Origin of the sequence: Pseudomonas sp. FBF18, from assembly GCF_024261405.1 — a bacterium.
GTDB classification, from domain to species: domain Bacteria; phylum Pseudomonadota; class Gammaproteobacteria; order Pseudomonadales; family Pseudomonadaceae; genus Aquipseudomonas; species Aquipseudomonas palmensis.
Window position 1 is genome coordinate 52,132 of record NZ_QKRS01000017.1, and the last position, 17,409, is coordinate 69,540.

At 63.0% G+C, this 17,409-nt stretch carries 14 protein-coding genes; all 14 read right to left on the bottom strand.

Annotated features, from left to right (window positions below; genetic code table 11):
- Nucleotides 1-182 precede the first annotated feature (182 nt).
- The gene (gene nuoN, locus DN387_RS21640) at nt 183-1,652 is read right to left on the bottom strand and encodes an NADH-quinone oxidoreductase subunit NuoN (RefSeq protein ID WP_054915107.1); all 1,470 of its coding nucleotides are present in this window, start codon (nt 1,650-1,652) and stop codon (nt 183-185) included.
- Between the two features lie 7 nt (nt 1,653-1,659).
- On the bottom strand, nt 1,660-3,192 hold the full coding sequence (gene nuoM, locus DN387_RS21645) for an NADH-quinone oxidoreductase subunit M (protein WP_043860873.1): 1,533 nt from the start codon (nt 3,190-3,192) through the stop codon (nt 1,660-1,662).
- 39 nt (nt 3,193-3,231) lie between these two features.
- Nucleotides 3,232-5,085, bottom strand: coding sequence for an NADH-quinone oxidoreductase subunit L (gene nuoL / locus DN387_RS21650; RefSeq protein ID WP_054915106.1), 1,854 nt, complete (start codon nt 5,083-5,085; stop codon nt 3,232-3,234).
- Nucleotides 5,082-5,390, bottom strand: a complete 309-nt coding sequence (nuoK, locus tag DN387_RS21655; protein WP_010220409.1) for an NADH-quinone oxidoreductase subunit NuoK — start codon at nt 5,388-5,390, stop codon at nt 5,082-5,084. Before nuoK ends, nuoL begins: the two co-directional genes overlap by 4 nt.
- Nucleotides 5,391-5,393: 3 nt before the next feature.
- Nucleotides 5,394-5,894 (bottom strand): NADH-quinone oxidoreductase subunit J, encoded by a 501-nt coding sequence (gene nuoJ / locus DN387_RS21660; protein WP_043860871.1) that lies wholly within the window; start codon nt 5,892-5,894, stop codon nt 5,394-5,396.
- A 9-nt stretch (nt 5,895-5,903) separates the two neighbouring features.
- The gene (gene nuoI, locus DN387_RS21665; RefSeq protein ID WP_009400993.1) at nt 5,904-6,452 is read right to left on the bottom strand and encodes an NADH-quinone oxidoreductase subunit NuoI; all 549 of its coding nucleotides are present in this window, start codon (nt 6,450-6,452) and stop codon (nt 5,904-5,906) included.
- Nucleotides 6,453-6,463: 11 nt separating this feature from the next.
- The gene (gene nuoH / locus DN387_RS21670; protein ID WP_054915105.1) at nt 6,464-7,471 is read right to left on the bottom strand and encodes an NADH-quinone oxidoreductase subunit NuoH; all 1,008 of its coding nucleotides are present in this window, start codon (nt 7,469-7,471) and stop codon (nt 6,464-6,466) included.
- Entirely contained in the window at nt 7,468-10,182 is a 2,715-nt protein-coding gene (nuoG, locus tag DN387_RS21675; protein ID WP_054915104.1) for an NADH-quinone oxidoreductase subunit NuoG, read from the bottom strand. Before nuoG ends, nuoH begins: the two co-directional genes overlap by 4 nt.
- 128 nt (nt 10,183-10,310) lie before the next feature.
- Nucleotides 10,311-11,666 (bottom strand): NADH-quinone oxidoreductase subunit NuoF, encoded by a 1,356-nt coding sequence (gene nuoF / locus DN387_RS21680; protein WP_043860868.1) that lies wholly within the window; start codon nt 11,664-11,666, stop codon nt 10,311-10,313.
- Nucleotides 11,663-12,160 (bottom strand): NADH-quinone oxidoreductase subunit NuoE, encoded by a 498-nt coding sequence (nuoE, locus tag DN387_RS21685; RefSeq protein ID WP_043860867.1) that lies wholly within the window; start codon nt 12,158-12,160, stop codon nt 11,663-11,665. The genes nuoF and nuoE overlap by 4 nt, the downstream gene beginning before the upstream one ends.
- 2 nt (nt 12,161-12,162) lie before the next feature.
- Entirely contained in the window at nt 12,163-13,944 is a 1,782-nt protein-coding gene (nuoC, locus tag DN387_RS21690) for an NADH-quinone oxidoreductase subunit C/D (RefSeq protein WP_043860866.1), read from the bottom strand.
- 77 nt (nt 13,945-14,021) lie between these two features.
- The gene (locus DN387_RS21695) at nt 14,022-14,699 is read right to left on the bottom strand and encodes an NADH-quinone oxidoreductase subunit B (protein ID WP_043860865.1); all 678 of its coding nucleotides are present in this window, start codon (nt 14,697-14,699) and stop codon (nt 14,022-14,024) included.
- 10 nt (nt 14,700-14,709) lie between these two features.
- Nucleotides 14,710-15,123, bottom strand: coding sequence for an NADH-quinone oxidoreductase subunit A (locus DN387_RS21700; protein ID WP_010220397.1), 414 nt, complete (start codon nt 15,121-15,123; stop codon nt 14,710-14,712).
- 627 nt (nt 15,124-15,750) lie between these two features.
- The gene (gene aceA / locus DN387_RS21705) at nt 15,751-17,076 is read right to left on the bottom strand and encodes an isocitrate lyase (protein ID WP_054915103.1); all 1,326 of its coding nucleotides are present in this window, start codon (nt 17,074-17,076) and stop codon (nt 15,751-15,753) included.
- Nucleotides 17,077-17,409 lie beyond the last annotated feature (333 nt).

Genomic DNA, 17,409 nt, shown 5'->3' on the forward strand with positions numbered 1-17,409 from the left:
GGACAATCAAGATCAAGATCAAGATCAAGAGCAAAGGCAAGAGCAAGAGCAAGAGCAAGAGCAAGAGCAAGAGCAAGAGCAAGAGCAAGAGCAAGAACAACGGCGGTGCTGGGGATGGGTTGTTCAATCGCCAAAAACAAAACACCCCGCCGAAGCGGGGTGTCCTGTCAATGCATCAGCACTCAACCAAGCAACTGCAAACCTGCATGCTGCACCAGGTCCAGCAACGGCTGCGGATAAACACCCAGCACGAACGCCAGAATCGCAATCGCCAGCAACATCACGCCACCGGTACGCTGCTCCCAGTTCAACGGCGCATCGTGACGACGCAGGTTCGGCTCGATCAGGTACAGGGTGACCATCACGCGCAGGTAGTAGAACACCCCGATCGCACTACCGATCACCAAGGCACCCACCAGCCACCATAGCTGCGACTCGACGCCGGTAGCAATGATGTAGAACTTGCCGATGAAGCCCGCAGTCAGCGGAATACCCGCCAGCGACAGCATCATCACGGTCAGTACCGCCGTCAGGTACGGACGACGCCAGAACAGGCCGCGGTACTCGTACAGGGCATCGGCATCACGGCCCTTGTAAGGCGAGGACATCAGGGTGATGACGCCAAACGCGCCCAGGCTGGTGATCACGTAGGTCACCAGGTACACGCCAATGGCTTCCACCGCCATGCCCTTGCTCGCCACCAGCGCAATCAGCAGGTAACCGAAGTGGGCAATCGAGGAGTAACCCAGCAGACGCTTGAGGTTGCTCTGGGTCAGCGCCAGCAGGTTGCCGACCAGAATCGAGGCCACTGCAATCATCGACAGCACGGTGGTCAGCACGCCGCTGCTGGCAGCAGGGGAGAGCATGAACAGGCGTACCACAACAGCGAATACAGCCACCTTGCTCGCGGTGGCCAGGAACGCGGCGACCGGCGCCGGAGCACCTTCGTATACGTCCGGGGTCCACAGGTGGAACGGTACCAGCGACAGCTTGAACGCCAGGCCGACCAGCATCATGCCCAGGCCCAGCTGGGCAATCAGGCTTGGCAGGCTGGTGGTGGCCAGGGCCTTGCCGATGCCGTCGAAGCTCAGGCTGCCGGCGTCGGCATACAGCAGCGCCATGCCGAACAGCAGGAACGCGGAACCGGCTGCCGACAGCACCATGTACTTGATGCCGGCTTCCAGCGAACGCTTGTTGAAGAACGCATACGCCACCAGGCCATACACCGGTACCGAGAGCAGCTCCAGGCCGATGAACAGGCCGGCCAGGTGTTGCGCGCAGACCAGCACCAGGCCGCCCAGGGCCGCCATCAGGATCAGCAGGTAGAGCTCTTCGCGGTTGCCCGGGTAGCCCTTGCCGCCGTCACCCAGGTAGGCATGCGCCAGGGTCACGCAGGCCAGGGTGGCGACCAGGATCAACGCCATGTACAGGCACGCGAAGCTGTCGACGGTCAGCAATGGGGTGACCGCCAGCGGGGCCACCTTGAGGGTCGGGATGATCGACAGCAGGGCCAGGTTCAGCCCCACGGTCGACAGCAGGAAGGTTTGCGAGTGATTGCGGCGCCAGGCGATGGCCAGCATCACCACGACGATGGTGATACTGGTGATCAGCAGTGGCGCAAGCGCAATAAAGTGTTGAATCGTCAGGTCCATAGCGCTCTTACCGGGCCGAAGCGAGTTGAGTGAAAGCGGAGCCGAGCCACTGCTGCACACCACTCATGGTGGCGGCGGAGGTATCCAGGAACGGCTGCGGGTAAACGCCCAGCACAATCAGCAGTACCGCCAGGCCCAGCACCATGATCAGTTCGCGGTTGTCCATGCCGGCCAGTACTTCGTCGGACTTGGCCGGGCCGAAGTAGGCGCGGTGGATCATGATCAGCGAGTACACCGAGCCGAACACCAGGCCGGAGGTGGCAATCGCGGTGACCCACGGGGCACTGACGAAGCTGCCGATCAGGATCAGGAACTCGCCGACGAAGTTGCCGGTACCCGGCAAGCCCAGCGAGGCCGCGGCGAAGAACAGGCTGATGGCCGGCAGGTAGGCGATGCGCGACCACAGGCCACCCATCTGACGCATGTCACGGGTGTGCAGACGCTCGTACAGCTGGCCGCTGAGGATGAACAGTGCCGCTGCCGACAGGCCGTGGGCCAGCATCTGGATCACCGCGCCCTGCAGGGCCTGCTGGCTGCCGGAGTAGATGCCGATCAGCACGAAGCCCATGTGCGAGACGCTGGAGAACGCGATCAGGCGCTTGATGTCGGTTTGCGCGAAGGCCAGGAATGCACCGTAGAAGATCCCGATCAGACCCAGGGTCATGGCGATCGGCGCGAACTCGGCCGAGGCATTCGGGAACAGCGGCAGGGCAAAACGCAGCAGGCCGTAGGCCGCGGTCTTCAGCAGGATACCGGCCAGGTCGACGGAACCGGCAGTCGGCGCCTGGGCGTGGGCATCAGGCAGCCAGGAGTGGAACGGTACCACCGGCAGCTTGACCGCGAAGGCGATGAAGAAGCCCAGCATCAGCAGGTATTCGGTACCCGCCGGCAGGTCGGCCTTGAGCAACTGGGTGTAGTCGAAGGTGATCACACCGGTGTTGCCGTAGTTGACCAGTACCAGGCCCAGGATCGCCACCAGCATGATCAGGCCGCTGGCCTGGGTGAAGATGAAGAACTTGGTGGCTGCGTAGATCCGGGTCTTCTTGCCGTCCGAGGAGCTGTGACCCCAGAGCGCGATGAGGAAATACATCGGCACCAGCATCATTTCCCAGAAGAAGAAGAACAGGAACAGGTCCAGGGCCAGGAACACACCGACCACGCCGCCCAGGATCCACATCAGGTTGAGGTGGAAGAAGCCGACGTGGCGCTGGATCTCTTTCCAGGAACACAGTACCGAGAGCACACCGAGCAGGCCGGTGAGCAGGATCATCAGCAGCGACAGGCCGTCCAGGGCCAGGTGCAGGCTGATGCCGAAGCGCTCGATCCACAGCACTTTGAACTCGTAGGCCCACTGTGGCGCGGCACCCGGCGCAGGCGCCAGGGTGTAGTCGCCGTTGGCCCACAGCCAGAGGCCGATACCAAGCAGCAGGGACATGGTCAGCAGCGCGATGTAGCGCGGCAGGGTGGCGCCGAAGCGCTCACCCAGCCAGCACAGCAGGCCGCCGATAAAGGGGATCAGGATCAGCCAAGGCAAAATCATGACGGGCTCAATTCCTTTCGCAAAGTCGCAAGGTTCATATCAGACCGCAGCCACAACAACGGCACCGAGCACAAGCACGGCACCAATGGCGATCGAGGCGGTGTACCAGCGCAGCTGACCGGTTTCGGTTTTGCTCATGGCGGCATGACCGCCCTTGGCCAAACGCGGAATCAGGCCGATGCTGCGGTCAACCGGATCCTTGCGCAGGATGTGGCTGATCAGCAGGTAAGGTTTGACGAACAGCTTGTCGTAGATCCAGTCGAAGCCCCAGGCGGCGAACCACCAGGCCGACAGCACACGACCGATACCGCTGTTGGCGATCGCGGTAACCAGGCGACGCTTGCCCAGGAACAGCATGGCGGCCAGCAGGATACCGGCGATGGCGATGGCACCCGAGGCGATTTCCAGGCTGTGCTTGGCTTCGCCACCGGCATGCCCGACGCTCTGCGGCAGCACGCCGGCCAGCGGTGGGTGGATCCAGGCGCCGACGAAGGTCGACAGCACGATCAGCACGCCCAGCGGCAGCCAGTGCGAGATGCCGTGGCCAGCGTGGGCTTCGGTCTTGGCTTCGCCGTGGAAGGCGATGAAGATCAGGCGGAAGGTGTACAGCGAGGTCATGAACGCACCCACCAGGCCGGCGTACAGCAAGCCGCTGTAGCCGCTGGCGAAGGCTTCCCAGAGGATCTCGTCCTTGGAGTAGAAGCCGGCGGTCAGCAGCGGCAGGGCAGCCAGGGCGGCACCACCGACGATGAAGCTGGCGTAGGCCAGTGGCAGTTTCTTCCACAGGCCGCCCATCTTGAAGATGTTCTGCTCGTGGTGGCAGGCAACGATCACCGCACCGGAGGCAAGGAACAGCAGGGCCTTGAAGAAGGCGTGGGTCATCAGGTGGAAGATCGCGCCGTCGAAGGCGCCCACGCCCAGGGCCAGGAACATGTAGCCGATCTGGCTCATGGTCGAGTAGGCCAGGATACGCTTGATGTCGGTCTGTACCAGCGCGGCAAAGCCGGCCAGCACCAGGGTCACGCCGCCGACCACACCCACCAGGTGCAGCACGTCGGGTGCCAGGGCGAACAGGCCGTGGGTACGTGCGATCAGGTAGACACCGGCGGTCACCATGGTGGCGGCGTGGATCAGTGCCGATACCGGAGTAGGGCCGGCCATCGCGTCTGCAAGCCAGGTCTGCAGCGGCAGCTGGGCCGATTTGCCCACGGCGCCGCCCAGCAGCATCAGGGTTGCCAGCACGATCCAGAAATCACCGGCCTGGAACTTCTGCGGCGCCAGCACCAGCAGTTGCTGGATGTTCAGGGTGCCCAGTTGCTGGAACAGGATGAACAGGCCGATGGCCATGAACACGTCGCCGATACGGGTGACGATGAAGGCCTTGAGCGCCGCGTTGCCGTTGTTGCGGTTGCTGTAGTAGAAACCGATCAACAGGTACGAGCACAGGCCCACGCCTTCCCAACCGAAGTAGATGAACAGCAGGTCGTCGCCCAGGATCAGGAACAGCATGCTGGCAATGAACAGGTTGGTGTAGGCGAAGAAGCGCGAGTAGCCGGCTTCACCACGCATGTACCACGAGGCGAACAGGTGGATCAGGAAGCCCACGCCGACCACCACGCCGAGCATGGTCACCGACAGGCCGTCCAGGTACAGGGTGAAGTTGGGCTTGAAGTCGCCCACCTGCATCCACTGCCACAGCAGCTGGCTGTACGCGCCGCCTTCAGGCGGGGCGACGTTGAACTGCCAGATCACGTAGGCGGCCACGATGGCCGAGAGGCCGATCGAACCGACACCGATCAGCGCCGACAGGTTCTCCGAGAACCGCCCGCGCGAGAACGACAGCAGCACAAAGCCGATCAGGGGGAAGACGAAGGTCAGAAAGAGTAGGTTCATCCGCGCATCTCACTGGCAGCATCGATATCGAGAGTGTGGAAGCGGCGATACAGCTGCAGCAGGATCGCCAGGCCGATACTGGCCTCGGCGGCGGCCAGGCTGATCACCAGGATGAACATGATCTGCCCGTCCGGTTGCGCCCAGCGGCTGCCCGCCACGATGAATGCCAGTGCCGAGGCGTTCATCATGATTTCCAGGCTCATCAGTACGAACAGAATGTTGCGGCGCACCATCAGCCCGACCAGGCCGAGGCAGAACAGGATGCCGGCGACGGCCAGGCCGTGTTCGAGAGGAATTGCTGACATGATTTACTCCTTCGCCTCGTTGCGGCCGAGGTGGAACGCCGTCACTGCTGCAGCCAGCAGCAGCATCGAGGCCAGTTCCACCACCAGCAGGTAAGGGCCGAACAGGCTGATGCCCACGGCCTTGGCGTCAACGGTGGTATGACCGATGGCGGCGCCGCTCGGCTGCACGAACAGCACGTACAGCAGTTCGGCCAGCAGCAGGACGGCGAGGAACACCGGCCCGCCCCAGATGCCGGGCTTGAGCCAGCCGCGCTCCTGGGCGACCGAGGCCGGCCCCAGGTTGAGCATCATCACCACGAACACGAACAGCACCATGATGGCGCCAGCGTAGGCGATCACTTCGAGCACGCCGGCAAACGGCGCGCCGAGGGCGAAGAAGGTCATCGCCACGGAAATCAGCGAAATGATCAGGTAGAGCAGGGCATGCACCGGGTTGGTGTTGGTGATCACCCGCAGGGTGGACACCACGGCGACACCGGATGCGAAATAGAAAGCGAATTCCATCTTTCTTCCTTAAGGGAGCAAGCTCTTCACGTTGATCGGCTCGGCTTCGTTCTGCGCGGCGCCCTTCGGCTTGCCGGCAACGGCCATACCTGCAACACGGTAGAAGTTGTAATCAGGGTTCTTGCCGGGGCCGGAGATCAGCAGATCTTCTTTCTCGTACACCAGGTCCTGACGTTTGAACTCGGCCATTTCGAAATCCGGGGTGAGCTGGATCGCGGTGGTCGGGCAGGCTTCCTCGCAGAGGCCGCAGAAAATGCAGCGCGAGAAGTTGATGCGGAAGAACTCGGGGTACCAGCGACCGTCTTCGGTCTCGGCCTTCTGCAGCGAGATGCAACCCACCGGGCAGGCCACGGCGCACAGGTTGCAGGCCACGCAGCGCTCCTCGCCGTCGGGGTCGCGGGTCAGCACGATGCGGCCGCGGTAGCGCGGCGGCAGGTAGACCGGCTCTTCGGGGTATTGCAGGGTGTCGCGTTTGCGGAACCCGTGGGAGAACACCATCACCAGGCTGCGCAGCTGGGTGCCAGTGCCCTTAACGATGTCGCCAATATACTTGAACATGGGTCAAATCCTCACTGGGCCGCAACAGCTGGCGTGTTGAGCAACACGAGCGCAGCGGTCACCAGCAAATTGATCAGGGTCAGCGGCAGGCAGAACTTCCAGCTGAAGTCCATCACCTGGTCATAGCGCGGGCGCGGGATCGAGGCGCGCAGCAGGATGAACAGCATGATGAAGAACGCGGTCTTCAGGGCGAACCACACGAACGACAGTTGCGGCAGGATGCCGAACGGCCCGTGCCAGCCACCGAAGAACAGGGTTACCAGCAGCGCCGAGATCAGGATGATGCCGATGTACTCGCCCACGAAGAACATGCCCCATTTCATGCCGGCATATTCGATGTGGTAGCCGTCGGCCAGTTCCTGTTCCGCTTCCGGCTGGTCGAAGGGGTGACGGTGAGTCACGGCCACGCCAGCGATGAAGAAGGTACAGAAGCCGAAGAACTGCGGAATGATGAACCACAGGTTCTGCGCCTGGTATTCGACGATGTCGCGCATGTTGAACGAGCCGACCTGGGCCACGATGCCCATCAGCGCCAGGCCCATGAACACTTCGTACGACACGGTCTGGGCCGAGGCCCGCAGGCTGCCGAGCAGGGCGTACTTGTTGTTCGACGACCAGCCGGCGAACAGGACGGCGTACACCGACAGGCCGGCCATGGCGAAGAAGAACAGCAGGCCGATGTTCAGGTCCGCGACACCCCAGGTCGGGGTGATCGGGATGATCGCGAAGGCGATCAGCAAGGCGCTCATGGCCACCACCGGTGCCAGGGTGAAGATCACCTTGTCGACGAAGGGCGGGTTCCAGTCTTCCTTGAAGAACATCTTCAGCATGTCGGCGGCAATCTGGAACATGCCGAACGGGCCGACGCGGTTAGGACCGTAACGGTCCTGCCACCAGCCCAGCAGGCGACGCTCGACGAAGCTGAGCAGCGCACCGCAGACCACCACCGCCAGCAACACCACGATGGCCTTGATGACAGTGAGGATCACATCGATCACTTCAGGGGTGAACCAGGTCATTGTGCTGCCTCCTGCAAGCCTTCGACGGATGCACCGAAGATGGCAGGCGGGATGCCGGCCAGGCCTTTGGGCAATGCAACCAGGCCTGCGCCCAGTTCCTCATTGATGCGCAGCGGCAGACGCAGGGTCTGGCCGGCCACGTTCAGGCTCAGCAGTGCGCCGTCGTTGACGCCCAGGCGGTCGGCTTCGGACTTGGCCAGTGCCACGTAGGCCTGCGGGATGCGCTCCTGCACCGGGGCGGCGCGCGAAGAGTTCTCTTCACTGCCGAACAGGTGGTAGAACGGCACGGCCTGCCAGGTGCCACGGGCCGGCGAGAACGCCGCCGGAACGCTGGCGAACCAGTTCAGCCTGTCGCCCTGGGTCTCGATCAGGCGGGTGCCCGGGTCGCCTGCACGCAGGTGACCACCGACCTCGTCCTGGAACTTGTTCCAGGCCTGCGGCGAGTTCCAGCCCGGCGACCAGGCGAACGGCACCTGCTGGCGTGGTTCGGCGGAGCCCGAGTAGCCTTCCATGGAGAAGGCGAACGCGGTGTCCGGGTCTTGCGGGGTACGTGGCTCGTGCACGCTGATGTTGGCGCGCATGGCGGTACGGCCCGAGTAGCGCAGCGGCTCGCGGGCCAGTTTCATGCCCTTGATGCGGAACGCGGCCGATGGCGCGGCGTTGACGATGCCGGCCAGTTGCGGCACCACGCCAGCCACGGCGTGGGTCACGTGGTCCAGCTGGGTCCAGTCGATCGGCTTGTTGAGCAGGGTGGCACGCAGTGCGTGCATCCAGCGCCAGCCTTCGTGCACCAGGATGCTGCTGTCCAGGTACTGCGGGTCGAACACCTGGAAGAAGCGCTGGGCGCGGCCTTCCTGGCTGACCAGGGTACCGTCGCCCTCGGCGAAGGTGGCGGCCGGCAGCACCAGGTGCGCGCGGTCGGTGGTCGGGGTTTTCTGGTGGTCGGCAACGATCACCACCTTGGCCGCGGCCAGGGCAGCGTCGACCTTGGCAGCCGGTACGCGGCTGTACAGGTCGTTTTCCAGCACCACGATGGCGTCGGCCTTGCCGGCGATCACGGCGTCCAGCGCCGCATCGATCGACTCGCCACCGAGCATGGCCAGGCCCAGGCTGTTGGCTTCGGGCACCACCAGGCTCAGCGAGCCGTTCTTCTCGCGCAGCTTGAGTGCCTTGGCGATGTTGGCGGCAGCTTCGATCAGAGCCCTGGAGGCCAGCGAAGTACCGGCAACCACCAGTGGGCGATTGGCCGCGACCAGGGCGTCGGCGATGCGCTTGGCCAGGTCCAGGGCTTCGGCGTCCAGGCCTTCGACGGCTGGGGCGCTCGGGTCGATGGCGTGGGCCACGGCGAAACCGATGCGGGCCAGGTCGTCCGGCGCGGCGTGCACGCACTCTTGCGCCACGTCGTCGAGCTTGGTCTCGCTCAGGCTGGCAATGAACAGCGGGTACATGGCGTGCTGGCCGATGTTCTTCACCGCGGCATCGAGCCACGGCTGAACGCGCATGGCATCGGCCATCGCCTCGGCCTTGCCCTTGACCGACTGACGCAGGGCCAGGGCCACGCGGGCAGCGGTCTGGGTCAGGTCTTCGCCAAGCACGAACACCGCGTCATGGTCTTCCATGTCGCGCAGGGTCGGCACCGGCAGCGGGCTGTCGTTGAGCACCTGCAAAGCCAGGCGCACGCGCTCCAGCTCACCGGCTTCCATGCCTGCATAGAAGTGTTCGGCACCCACCAGCTCGCGCAGGCCGTAGTTGCTCTCCAGGCTTGCACGGGGCGAACCGATACCCACGATGTTGCGCCCGCGCAGCATGTCGGCGGCCTTGTCCAGCGCGGCGTCCAGGCCCAGTTTCTGGCCGTCCTGGAGCAGTGGCTGGCGTGGGCGGTCGGTACGGTTGACGTAGCCGTAGCCGAAGCGGCCACGGTCGCACAGGAAGTACTGGTTCACCGAGCCGTTGAAACGGTTCTCGATGCGGCGCAGTTCACCGTAGCGCTCGCCCGGGCTGATGTTGCAGCCGCTGGAGCAGCCATGGCAGATGCTCGGGGCGAACTGCATGTCCCACTTGCGGTTGTAGCGCTCGGAGTGGGTCTTGTCGGTGAACACACCGGTCGGGCAGACCTCGGTCAGGTTGCCGGAGAACTCGCTCTCCAGGACACCGTCCTCGACGCGGCCGAAATACACGTTGTCGTGCGCACCGAACACGCCCAGGTCGGTACCGCCGGCGTAGTCCTTGTAGTAGCGCACGCAGCGGTAGCAGGCGATGCAGCGGTTCATCTCGTGGGAGATGAACGGGCCGAGCTCCTGGTTCTGGTGGGTACGCTTGGTGAAACGGTAGCGGCGCTCGTTGTGGCCGGTCATCACCGTCATGTCTTGCAGGTGGCAGTGACCGCCTTCCTCGCACACCGGGCAGTCGTGCGGGTGGTTGGTCATCAGCCATTCGACGACGCTGGCGCGGAACACGCGCGCTTCTTCGTCTTCGATGGAAATCCAGCTGCCATCGGTGGCAGGGGTCATGCAGGACATGACGATGCGACCACGGGTGTCGTTCTCGTCGGTGTACTGCTTGACCGCACACTGGCGGCAGGCACCGACGCTACCGAGCGCCGGGTGCCAGCAGAAATAGGGGATGTCGAGGCCTAGCGACAGACACGCCTGTAACAGGTTGTCTGCACCGTTGACTTCGAGCTCTTTGCCGTCTACGTGGATAGTGGCCATGGTTCAAAGTTCTTCGTTGGCCCGCGTCTGCGGGCGTGGCTAATGGAAAGCTGTATGCCTGCGGTTCGCCGTCATCCGGGCGAGCATCGCGGGCAACGGGCGGCACGGACCGCCCGTCTTCTTGTTCGTTATGCGCCAACCACAACGGGTTTGGCCAAGTCCGGGCGCGGTGCAGCAGTGGCTGCGATGCCGGCTTCGAACTCGGGGCGGAAGTATTTGATGGCACTGCCCAGCGGCTCGACCGCACCGGGTGCGTGAGCGCAGAAGGTCTTGCCTGGGCCGAGGAAACCAACCAGCCCCAGCAGCGTCTCGATGTCGCCTGGCTGACCCTGGCCTTTCTCGATGGCGCGCAGCAGCTTGACGCTCCACGGCAGGCCGTCGCGGCACGGGGTGCAGAAGCCGCACGATTCGCGGGCAAAGAACTCTTCCATGTTGCGCAGCAGCGAGACCATGTTGACGCTGTCGTCAACGGCCATGGCCAGGCCCGTACCCATCCGGGTACCGACCTTGGCGATGCCGCCGGCGTACATCTGGGCGTCGAGGTGCTCGGGCAGCAAAAAGCCGGTACCGGCGCCGCCTGGCTGCCAGCACTTGAGCTTGAAGCCGTCGCGCATGCCGCCGGCGTAGTCTTCGAACAGCTCGCGGGCGGTGACACCGAAGGGCAGTTCCCACAGGCCAGGGTTCTTCACCTTGCCGGAGAAGCCCATCAGCTTGGTGCCGTGGTCTTCGCTGCCTTCGCGGGCCAGCGACTTGTACCAGTCGATGCCGTTGCCGACGATGGCCGGCACGTTGCACAGGGTCTCGACGTTGTTCACGCAGGTCGGCTTGCCCCACACGCCCACGGCGGCAGGGAAGGGCGGCTTGGAACGCGGGTTGGCGCGGCGGCCTTCGAGGGAGTTGATCAGTGCGGTTTCTTCACCGCAGATGTAACGCCCGGCGCCGGTGTGCACGAACAGCTCGAAATCGAAACCGCTGCCCAGGATGTTCTTGCCCAGCAGGCCGGCAGCCTTGGCTTCCTCGACCGCACGGGTGAGGTTGCGCGCGGCGGTGGTGTATTCGCCACGCAGGAAGATGTAGCCGCGGTAGGCCTTGAGCGCGCGGGCACTGATCAGCATGCCTTCGATCAGCAGATGGGGCTGTTGCTCCATCAGCATGCGGTCCTTCCAGGTGTTGGGCTCCATTTCGTCCGCGTTGCACAGCAGGTAGCGGATGTTCATGGATTCGTCTTTGGGCATCAGGCCCCATTTGACGCCCGTCGGGAAGCCCGCACCGCCACGGCCCTTGAGGCCGGAGTCCTTGACGGTCTGCACGATGTCGTCCTGCGACATCTGCGCCAGTGCCTTGCGGGCAGCGGTGTAGCCGTCCTTGGCCTGGTACTCGTCGAGCCACAGTGGCTCGCCGTCGTCGCGCAGGCGCCAGGTCAGCGGATGGGTTTCGGCGGCGCGCGCGATGCGGTTGGCCGGGCCGAAGGAAGTGATGGTCATACGTAACCCTCCAGCAGTTTGGAAACGCCGGCAGGTTGCACGTCGCCAAAGGTGTCGTCGTCGATCATCAGGGCCGGGGCCTTGTCGCAGTTGCCCAGGCAGCACACCGGCAGCAGGGTGAAACGCCCGTCTGCAGTGGTCTGGCCCAGGCCGATGCCCAGCTCGCTCTGGATCTGGCTGACCACCGACTCGTGGCCGCCGATGTAGCAGACCATGCTGTCGCACACACGGATGATGTGGCGGCCGACCGGCTGGCGGAAGATCTGGCTGTAGAAGGTGGCCACGCCTTCGACGTCGCTGGCAGGGATGCCCAGCACTTCGCCGATGGCGTACACGGCGCCGTCCGGCACCCAGCCGCGTTCCTTCTGAACGATCTTCAGGGCTTCGATGGACGCCGCGCGCGGGTCCTCGTAGTGGTGCATCTCGTGCTCGATGGCCGAGCGCTCGGTTTCGCTCAGGGCGAAACGGTCGGTTTGGATAAGCGTGTTATTCATGCTTAGCGGTCCACGTCAGCCATAACGAAGTCGATACTGCCCAGGTACGCAATCAGGTCCGCGACCATGCTGCCGCGGATCACCGAAGGGATCTGCTGCAGGTGCGGGTAGCTCGGAGTGCGGATCCGGGTGCGGTAGCTCATGGTGCCGCCGTCGCTCGTCAGGTAGTAACTGTTGATGCCCTTGGTCGCTTCGATCATCTGGAAGGACTCGTTGGCCGGCATGACCGGGCCCCACGAAACCTGCAGGAAGTGCGTGATCAGGGTCTCGATGTGCTGCAGGGTGCGCTCTTTTGGCGGCGGCGTGGTCAGCGGGTGATCCGCCTTGTACGGGCCTTCCGGCATGTTGCGCATGCACTGGTCGATGATCTTGATGCTCTGGCGCATTTCTTCCACGCGCACCATGCAGCGGTCATAGGCATCGCCATTGCTGGCCAGCGGCACTTCGAACTCGAAGTTCTCGTAGCCCGAGTACGGGCGTGCCTTGCGCAGGTCGAAGTCGCAACCGGTCGAACGCAGGCCGGCACCGGTGACGCCCCATTCCAGGGCTTCCTTGGTGTTGTAGGCAGCCACGCCGATGGTACGGCCCTTGAGGATGCTGTTCTGCAGGGCGGCCTTGGTGTACTCGTCGAGGCGCTTGGGCAGCCAGTCGACGAAGTCCTTGACCAGTTTTTCCCAGCCGCGCGGCAGGTCGTGGGCCACGCCACCGATACGGTACCAGGCCGGGTGCAGACGGAAACCGGTGATGGCTTCGATCACGGTGTAGGCGCGCTGACGGTCGGTGAAGGTGAAGAACACCGGGGTCATGGCGCCGACGTCCTGGATGTAGGTACCCAGGAACAGCAGGTGGCTGGTGATGCGGAAGAACTCGGCCATCATGATGCGGATGGTGTCGACCTTCTGCGGAACCTTGATGCCGGCCAGCTTCTCGACCGCGAGCACGTAGGGCAGGTTGTTCATCACCCCGCCCAGGTAGTCGATGCGGTCGGTGTAGGGGATGAAGCTGTGCCAGGACTGGCGCTCGGCCATCTTCTCGGCACCACGGTGGTGGTAGCCGATGTCCGGGACGCAGTCGACGATCTCTTCACCGTCCAGCTGCAGCACGATACGGAACGCACCGTGAGCCGAAGGGTGGTTGGGGCCAAGGTTGAGGAACATGTAGTCCTCGTTGGCACCGGAACGCTTCATGCCCCAGGCTTCGGGGTTGAAGCGTGCGGCTTCTTCCTCGAGCTGCTGCTTGGCCAGGTTCAGGCTGTAGGGGTCGAACTCGGTGGCGCGCGCCGGGAAGTCCTTGCGCAGCGGATGGCCTTCCCAGGTGGGCGGCATCATGATGCGGGTCAGGTGCGGGTGGCCGGCAAAGTCGATGCCGAACATGTCCCAGACTTCGCGCTCGTACCAGTTGGCGTTGGGCCAGATACCGGTGACGGTGGGCAGGTTCAGGTCACCTTCGTTCAGTGCCACCTTGATCATCACGTCGCTGTTACGCTCGACGGACAGCAGGTGGTAGAACACGGTGAAGTCGGCGCCCGGCAGGCCGCGACGCTGGGTGCGCAGGCGCTCGTCCACGCCGTGCAGGTCGTACAGCATGCTGTACGGCTTGGCCACGTTGCGCAGGAAGGTCAGCACTTCTATCAGCTTGGCGCGGGCAACCCAAAGCACCGGCATGCCGGTGCGGGTGTCCTGGGCGGTGAACGCCTCGGGGCCAAAACGATTGTTCAATTCGACGACCACATCCTGGTCGTCAGCCTTGTAAGGCGGGATGTAAATAGCGGTGTCCGCTGTCATGGTCTCGATCGCTTTCGGTCAACGTAGAGAATGAAGCCAGGCCGCCTGCTCGAATGAACAGGCGGCAGGTCGCTGGATCAGACTTCGTCGGGGCTGCGCAGGTGGGTAACCTGGATACGCTGTTCACGACGCTGCTCTTTCTGCGACGGCATCTCGGCGCGGTACACGCCTTGATCGCCGACGACCCACGAAAGAGGACGCCGCTCCTTGCCGATCGATTCCTGCAGCAGCATCAGGCCTTGCAGGAACGCTTCGGGGCGAGGCGGGCAGCCAGGCACGTAGACATCCACGGGGAGGAACTTGTCGACCCCCTGAACGACCGAGTAGATGTCGTACATGCCACCGGAGTTGGCGCACGAACCCATGGAGATGACCCATTTGGGTTCGAGCATCTGCTCGTACAGGCGCTGGATGATCGGCGCCATCTTGATGAAGCAGGTGCCGGCGATGACCATGAAGTCGGCCTGACGCGGCGATGCCCGGATGACCTCGGCGCCGAAGCGGGCGATGTCGTGGGGCGCCGTGAAGGCCGTGGTCATTTCCACGTAGCAGCAGGAGAGGCCGAAGTTGTACGGCCACAGGGAATTCTTGCGCCCCCAGTTGACGGCTCCACTGAGTACATCTTCGAGCTTGCCCATGAAGATGTTCTTGTGGACCTGGTCCTCTAGCAGCGAATCGGAGACGGTTTCCCGTTCACCGATTGGATACTGCTCGTTGGGCGCATCGGGGTCGATCCTGGTGAGATTGTATTGCATTGCCAAAGCCTCATTGTTTCAGCTTCGCTTGCCGCTTGCGACGACCTTCGGGAGCCCAATCGAGGGCCCCGACGCGCCATAGGTAGACAAGACCTGCCAACAGAATTGCTATGAAAACGAGTGCTTCGACGAATCCGGTCCAGCCGCTTTCGCGGACGGACACAGACCATGCAAAGAGAAAGAGGGCTTCGATATCGAAGATCACGAACAGCATCGCGACCAGATAGAATTTGGCGGAAAGACGCAGGCGGGCACCGCCTGTTGGCAGCATGCCGGACTCGAACGGTTCGTTCTTGCTGCGGCCCCAGGCCTTGCTGCCCAGCAGGGCGGACAGGCCGAGCATGAAGGCACACAGGCCGACGACACCCAAAAGGAAGATGGCAAAGCCCCAGTTGTGGGCGATGAGTCCTGTCGAATCGGGCATGCTGAAAATCCTTAACAGAGCGCTTGGTCTCTGAGCTTGAAAAGAAGTAGAGCAGTGACGATATGTCGCAGCGAAATCTATCGCGCTGATTTTATGGGTAAACCCGTAGCAAGTAAAATTTCTGCAGCAAATTTATTCGTAGCATTAAGAACAAAAATCTTTCGTAACTCGCTGCAGGCCACGTATTCCGTGGATTGCGCGTGCTTTTGTTAATTATGTTTCTTGTATGGCGTAACGAAATGCAAGTTTCGAAATGATAATTAATATCATTTGAAGAGCTCCTGTTATTCCTACCTCCTGCGTCAACTAAAAGTTGTTGTTCAAGGGTGTGGCCGGCAAGTTTGTGCGCCCCTGTTTCGGGCAGTGTCTGCGTGCTGGCGCTGGGCTCTGGCTCAGGGTTGTGCGCGGGGGTGGCGCGTCGGTATCTGCGCTGCCACGGCCGTCCGCTGACGCCGGTGTGCACTAGCATAGCCAATCGGGGGTAATAAGGAAGCCTTGTGCCGGGCGGCTGGCCTTTTCGCCGGCAAGGCTGGCGCCTGCGCGGGGTATGAATGGCACAAGACCCGGAGCCCCATCACAGGCCCCGGGTCTTGCGTGTTACCCGAATGTCACCAATCGATCAGCCGATCAGTGGAACTGCTCTTCTTCGGTCGAGCCGGTCAGGGCGGTAACCGAAGACTTGCCACCCTGGATCACGGTGGTCATGTCGTCGAAGTAGCCAGTGCCCACTTCCTGCTGGTGCGCCACGAAGGTGTAGCCTTTGGACGCGTCGGCGAATTCCTGCTCCTGCAGCTTCACGTAGGCAGTCATGTCGTTGCGGGCGTAGTCGTGCGCCAGGTTGAACATGCCGTGCCACATGTTGTGGATGCCAGCCAGGGTGATGAACTGGTGCTTGTAGCCCATGGCCGACAGCTCGCGCTGGAACTTGGCGATGGTCGCGTCGTCCAGGTTCTTCTTCCAGTTGAAGGAAGGCGAGCAGTTGTAGGACAGGATCTGGTCCGGGTATTCCTTCTTGATGGCTTCGGCAAAGCGGCGTGCTTCGTCCAGGTCCGGCTTGGCGGTTTCGCACCAGATCAGGTCGGCATACGGTGCGTAGGCCAGGCCGCGGGCAATCGCCTGGTCCAGACCGGCACGTACCTTGTAGAAACCTTCCTGGGTGCGCTCACCCACCACGAATGGCTGGTCGTACGGGTCGCAGTCGCTGGTCAGCAGGTCGGCGGCGTTGGCGTCGGTACGGGCCAGGATGATGGTCGGTACACCGGCAACGTCGGCTGCCAGGCGGGCAGCGTTGAGCTTCTGTACGGCTTCCTGGGTCGGAACCAGTACCTTGCCGCCCATGTGGCCGCATTTTTTAACCGAGGCCAGCTGGTCTTCGAAGTGAACGCCGGCGGCGCCTGCCTCGATCATGTTCTTCATCAGCTCGTAGGCGTTGAGTACGCCGCCGAAACCGGCTTCGGCGTCAGCCACGATCGGTGCGAAGTAGTCGATGTAGCCGTCGTCGCCCGGGTTCTTGCCGGCTTTCCACTGGATCTGGTCGGCGCGACGGAACGAGTTGTTGATGCGCTTGACCACGGTTGGCACGGAGTCCACCGGGTACAGCGACTGGTCGGGGTACATGGACTCGGCCGAGTTGTTGTCGGCAGCCACTTGCCAGCCGGAGAGGTAGATAGCCTGGATACCGGCCTTGACCTGTTGAACAGCCTGGCCGCCGGTCAGGGCGCCCATGCAGTTGACGAAATCTTTTTCAGGGCGGAACGAAGGGTGGGCGCCTTTGGTTACCAGGTTCCACAGCTTCTCGGCACCCATGCGGGCCAGGGTGTGCTCAGGTTGAACCGAGCCACGCAGACGAACGACATCAGCGGCAGAGTAGGTACGGGTCACGCCTTTCCAGCGTGGGTTCTCGGCCCAATCTTTTTCGAGGGCTGCAATTTGCTGTTCGCGTGTCAGTGCCATGAAAGTAAACCTCGTCGCATAGGTCGGTAAAAAATGTTCGCTCTGTCGGCTGCGCTGTGCGTACAGGGGCAGCTCCGATTGCTCGCTGGTCAGAAGCACTGGCAGCCAGTGGTGTGGGCGAAATGGCGACGTTGAACGATGGGGCTCGAAGGGGGGAAGTGAGCAGGTCCTTGGCGTGGCTGTCGGGCAGGTTGGCTCGTGGTTGCCGTGCTGCGTCGATCAGGGTGTGCCGTCTACCGTTTGATGCGCTTCCGTCCCTCGGGACAACTTCGTTCCAGTCGCAATCTCGTCAAACCGCCTTGTGGGCTGTACAGACACGAATCGGCTCAGGTC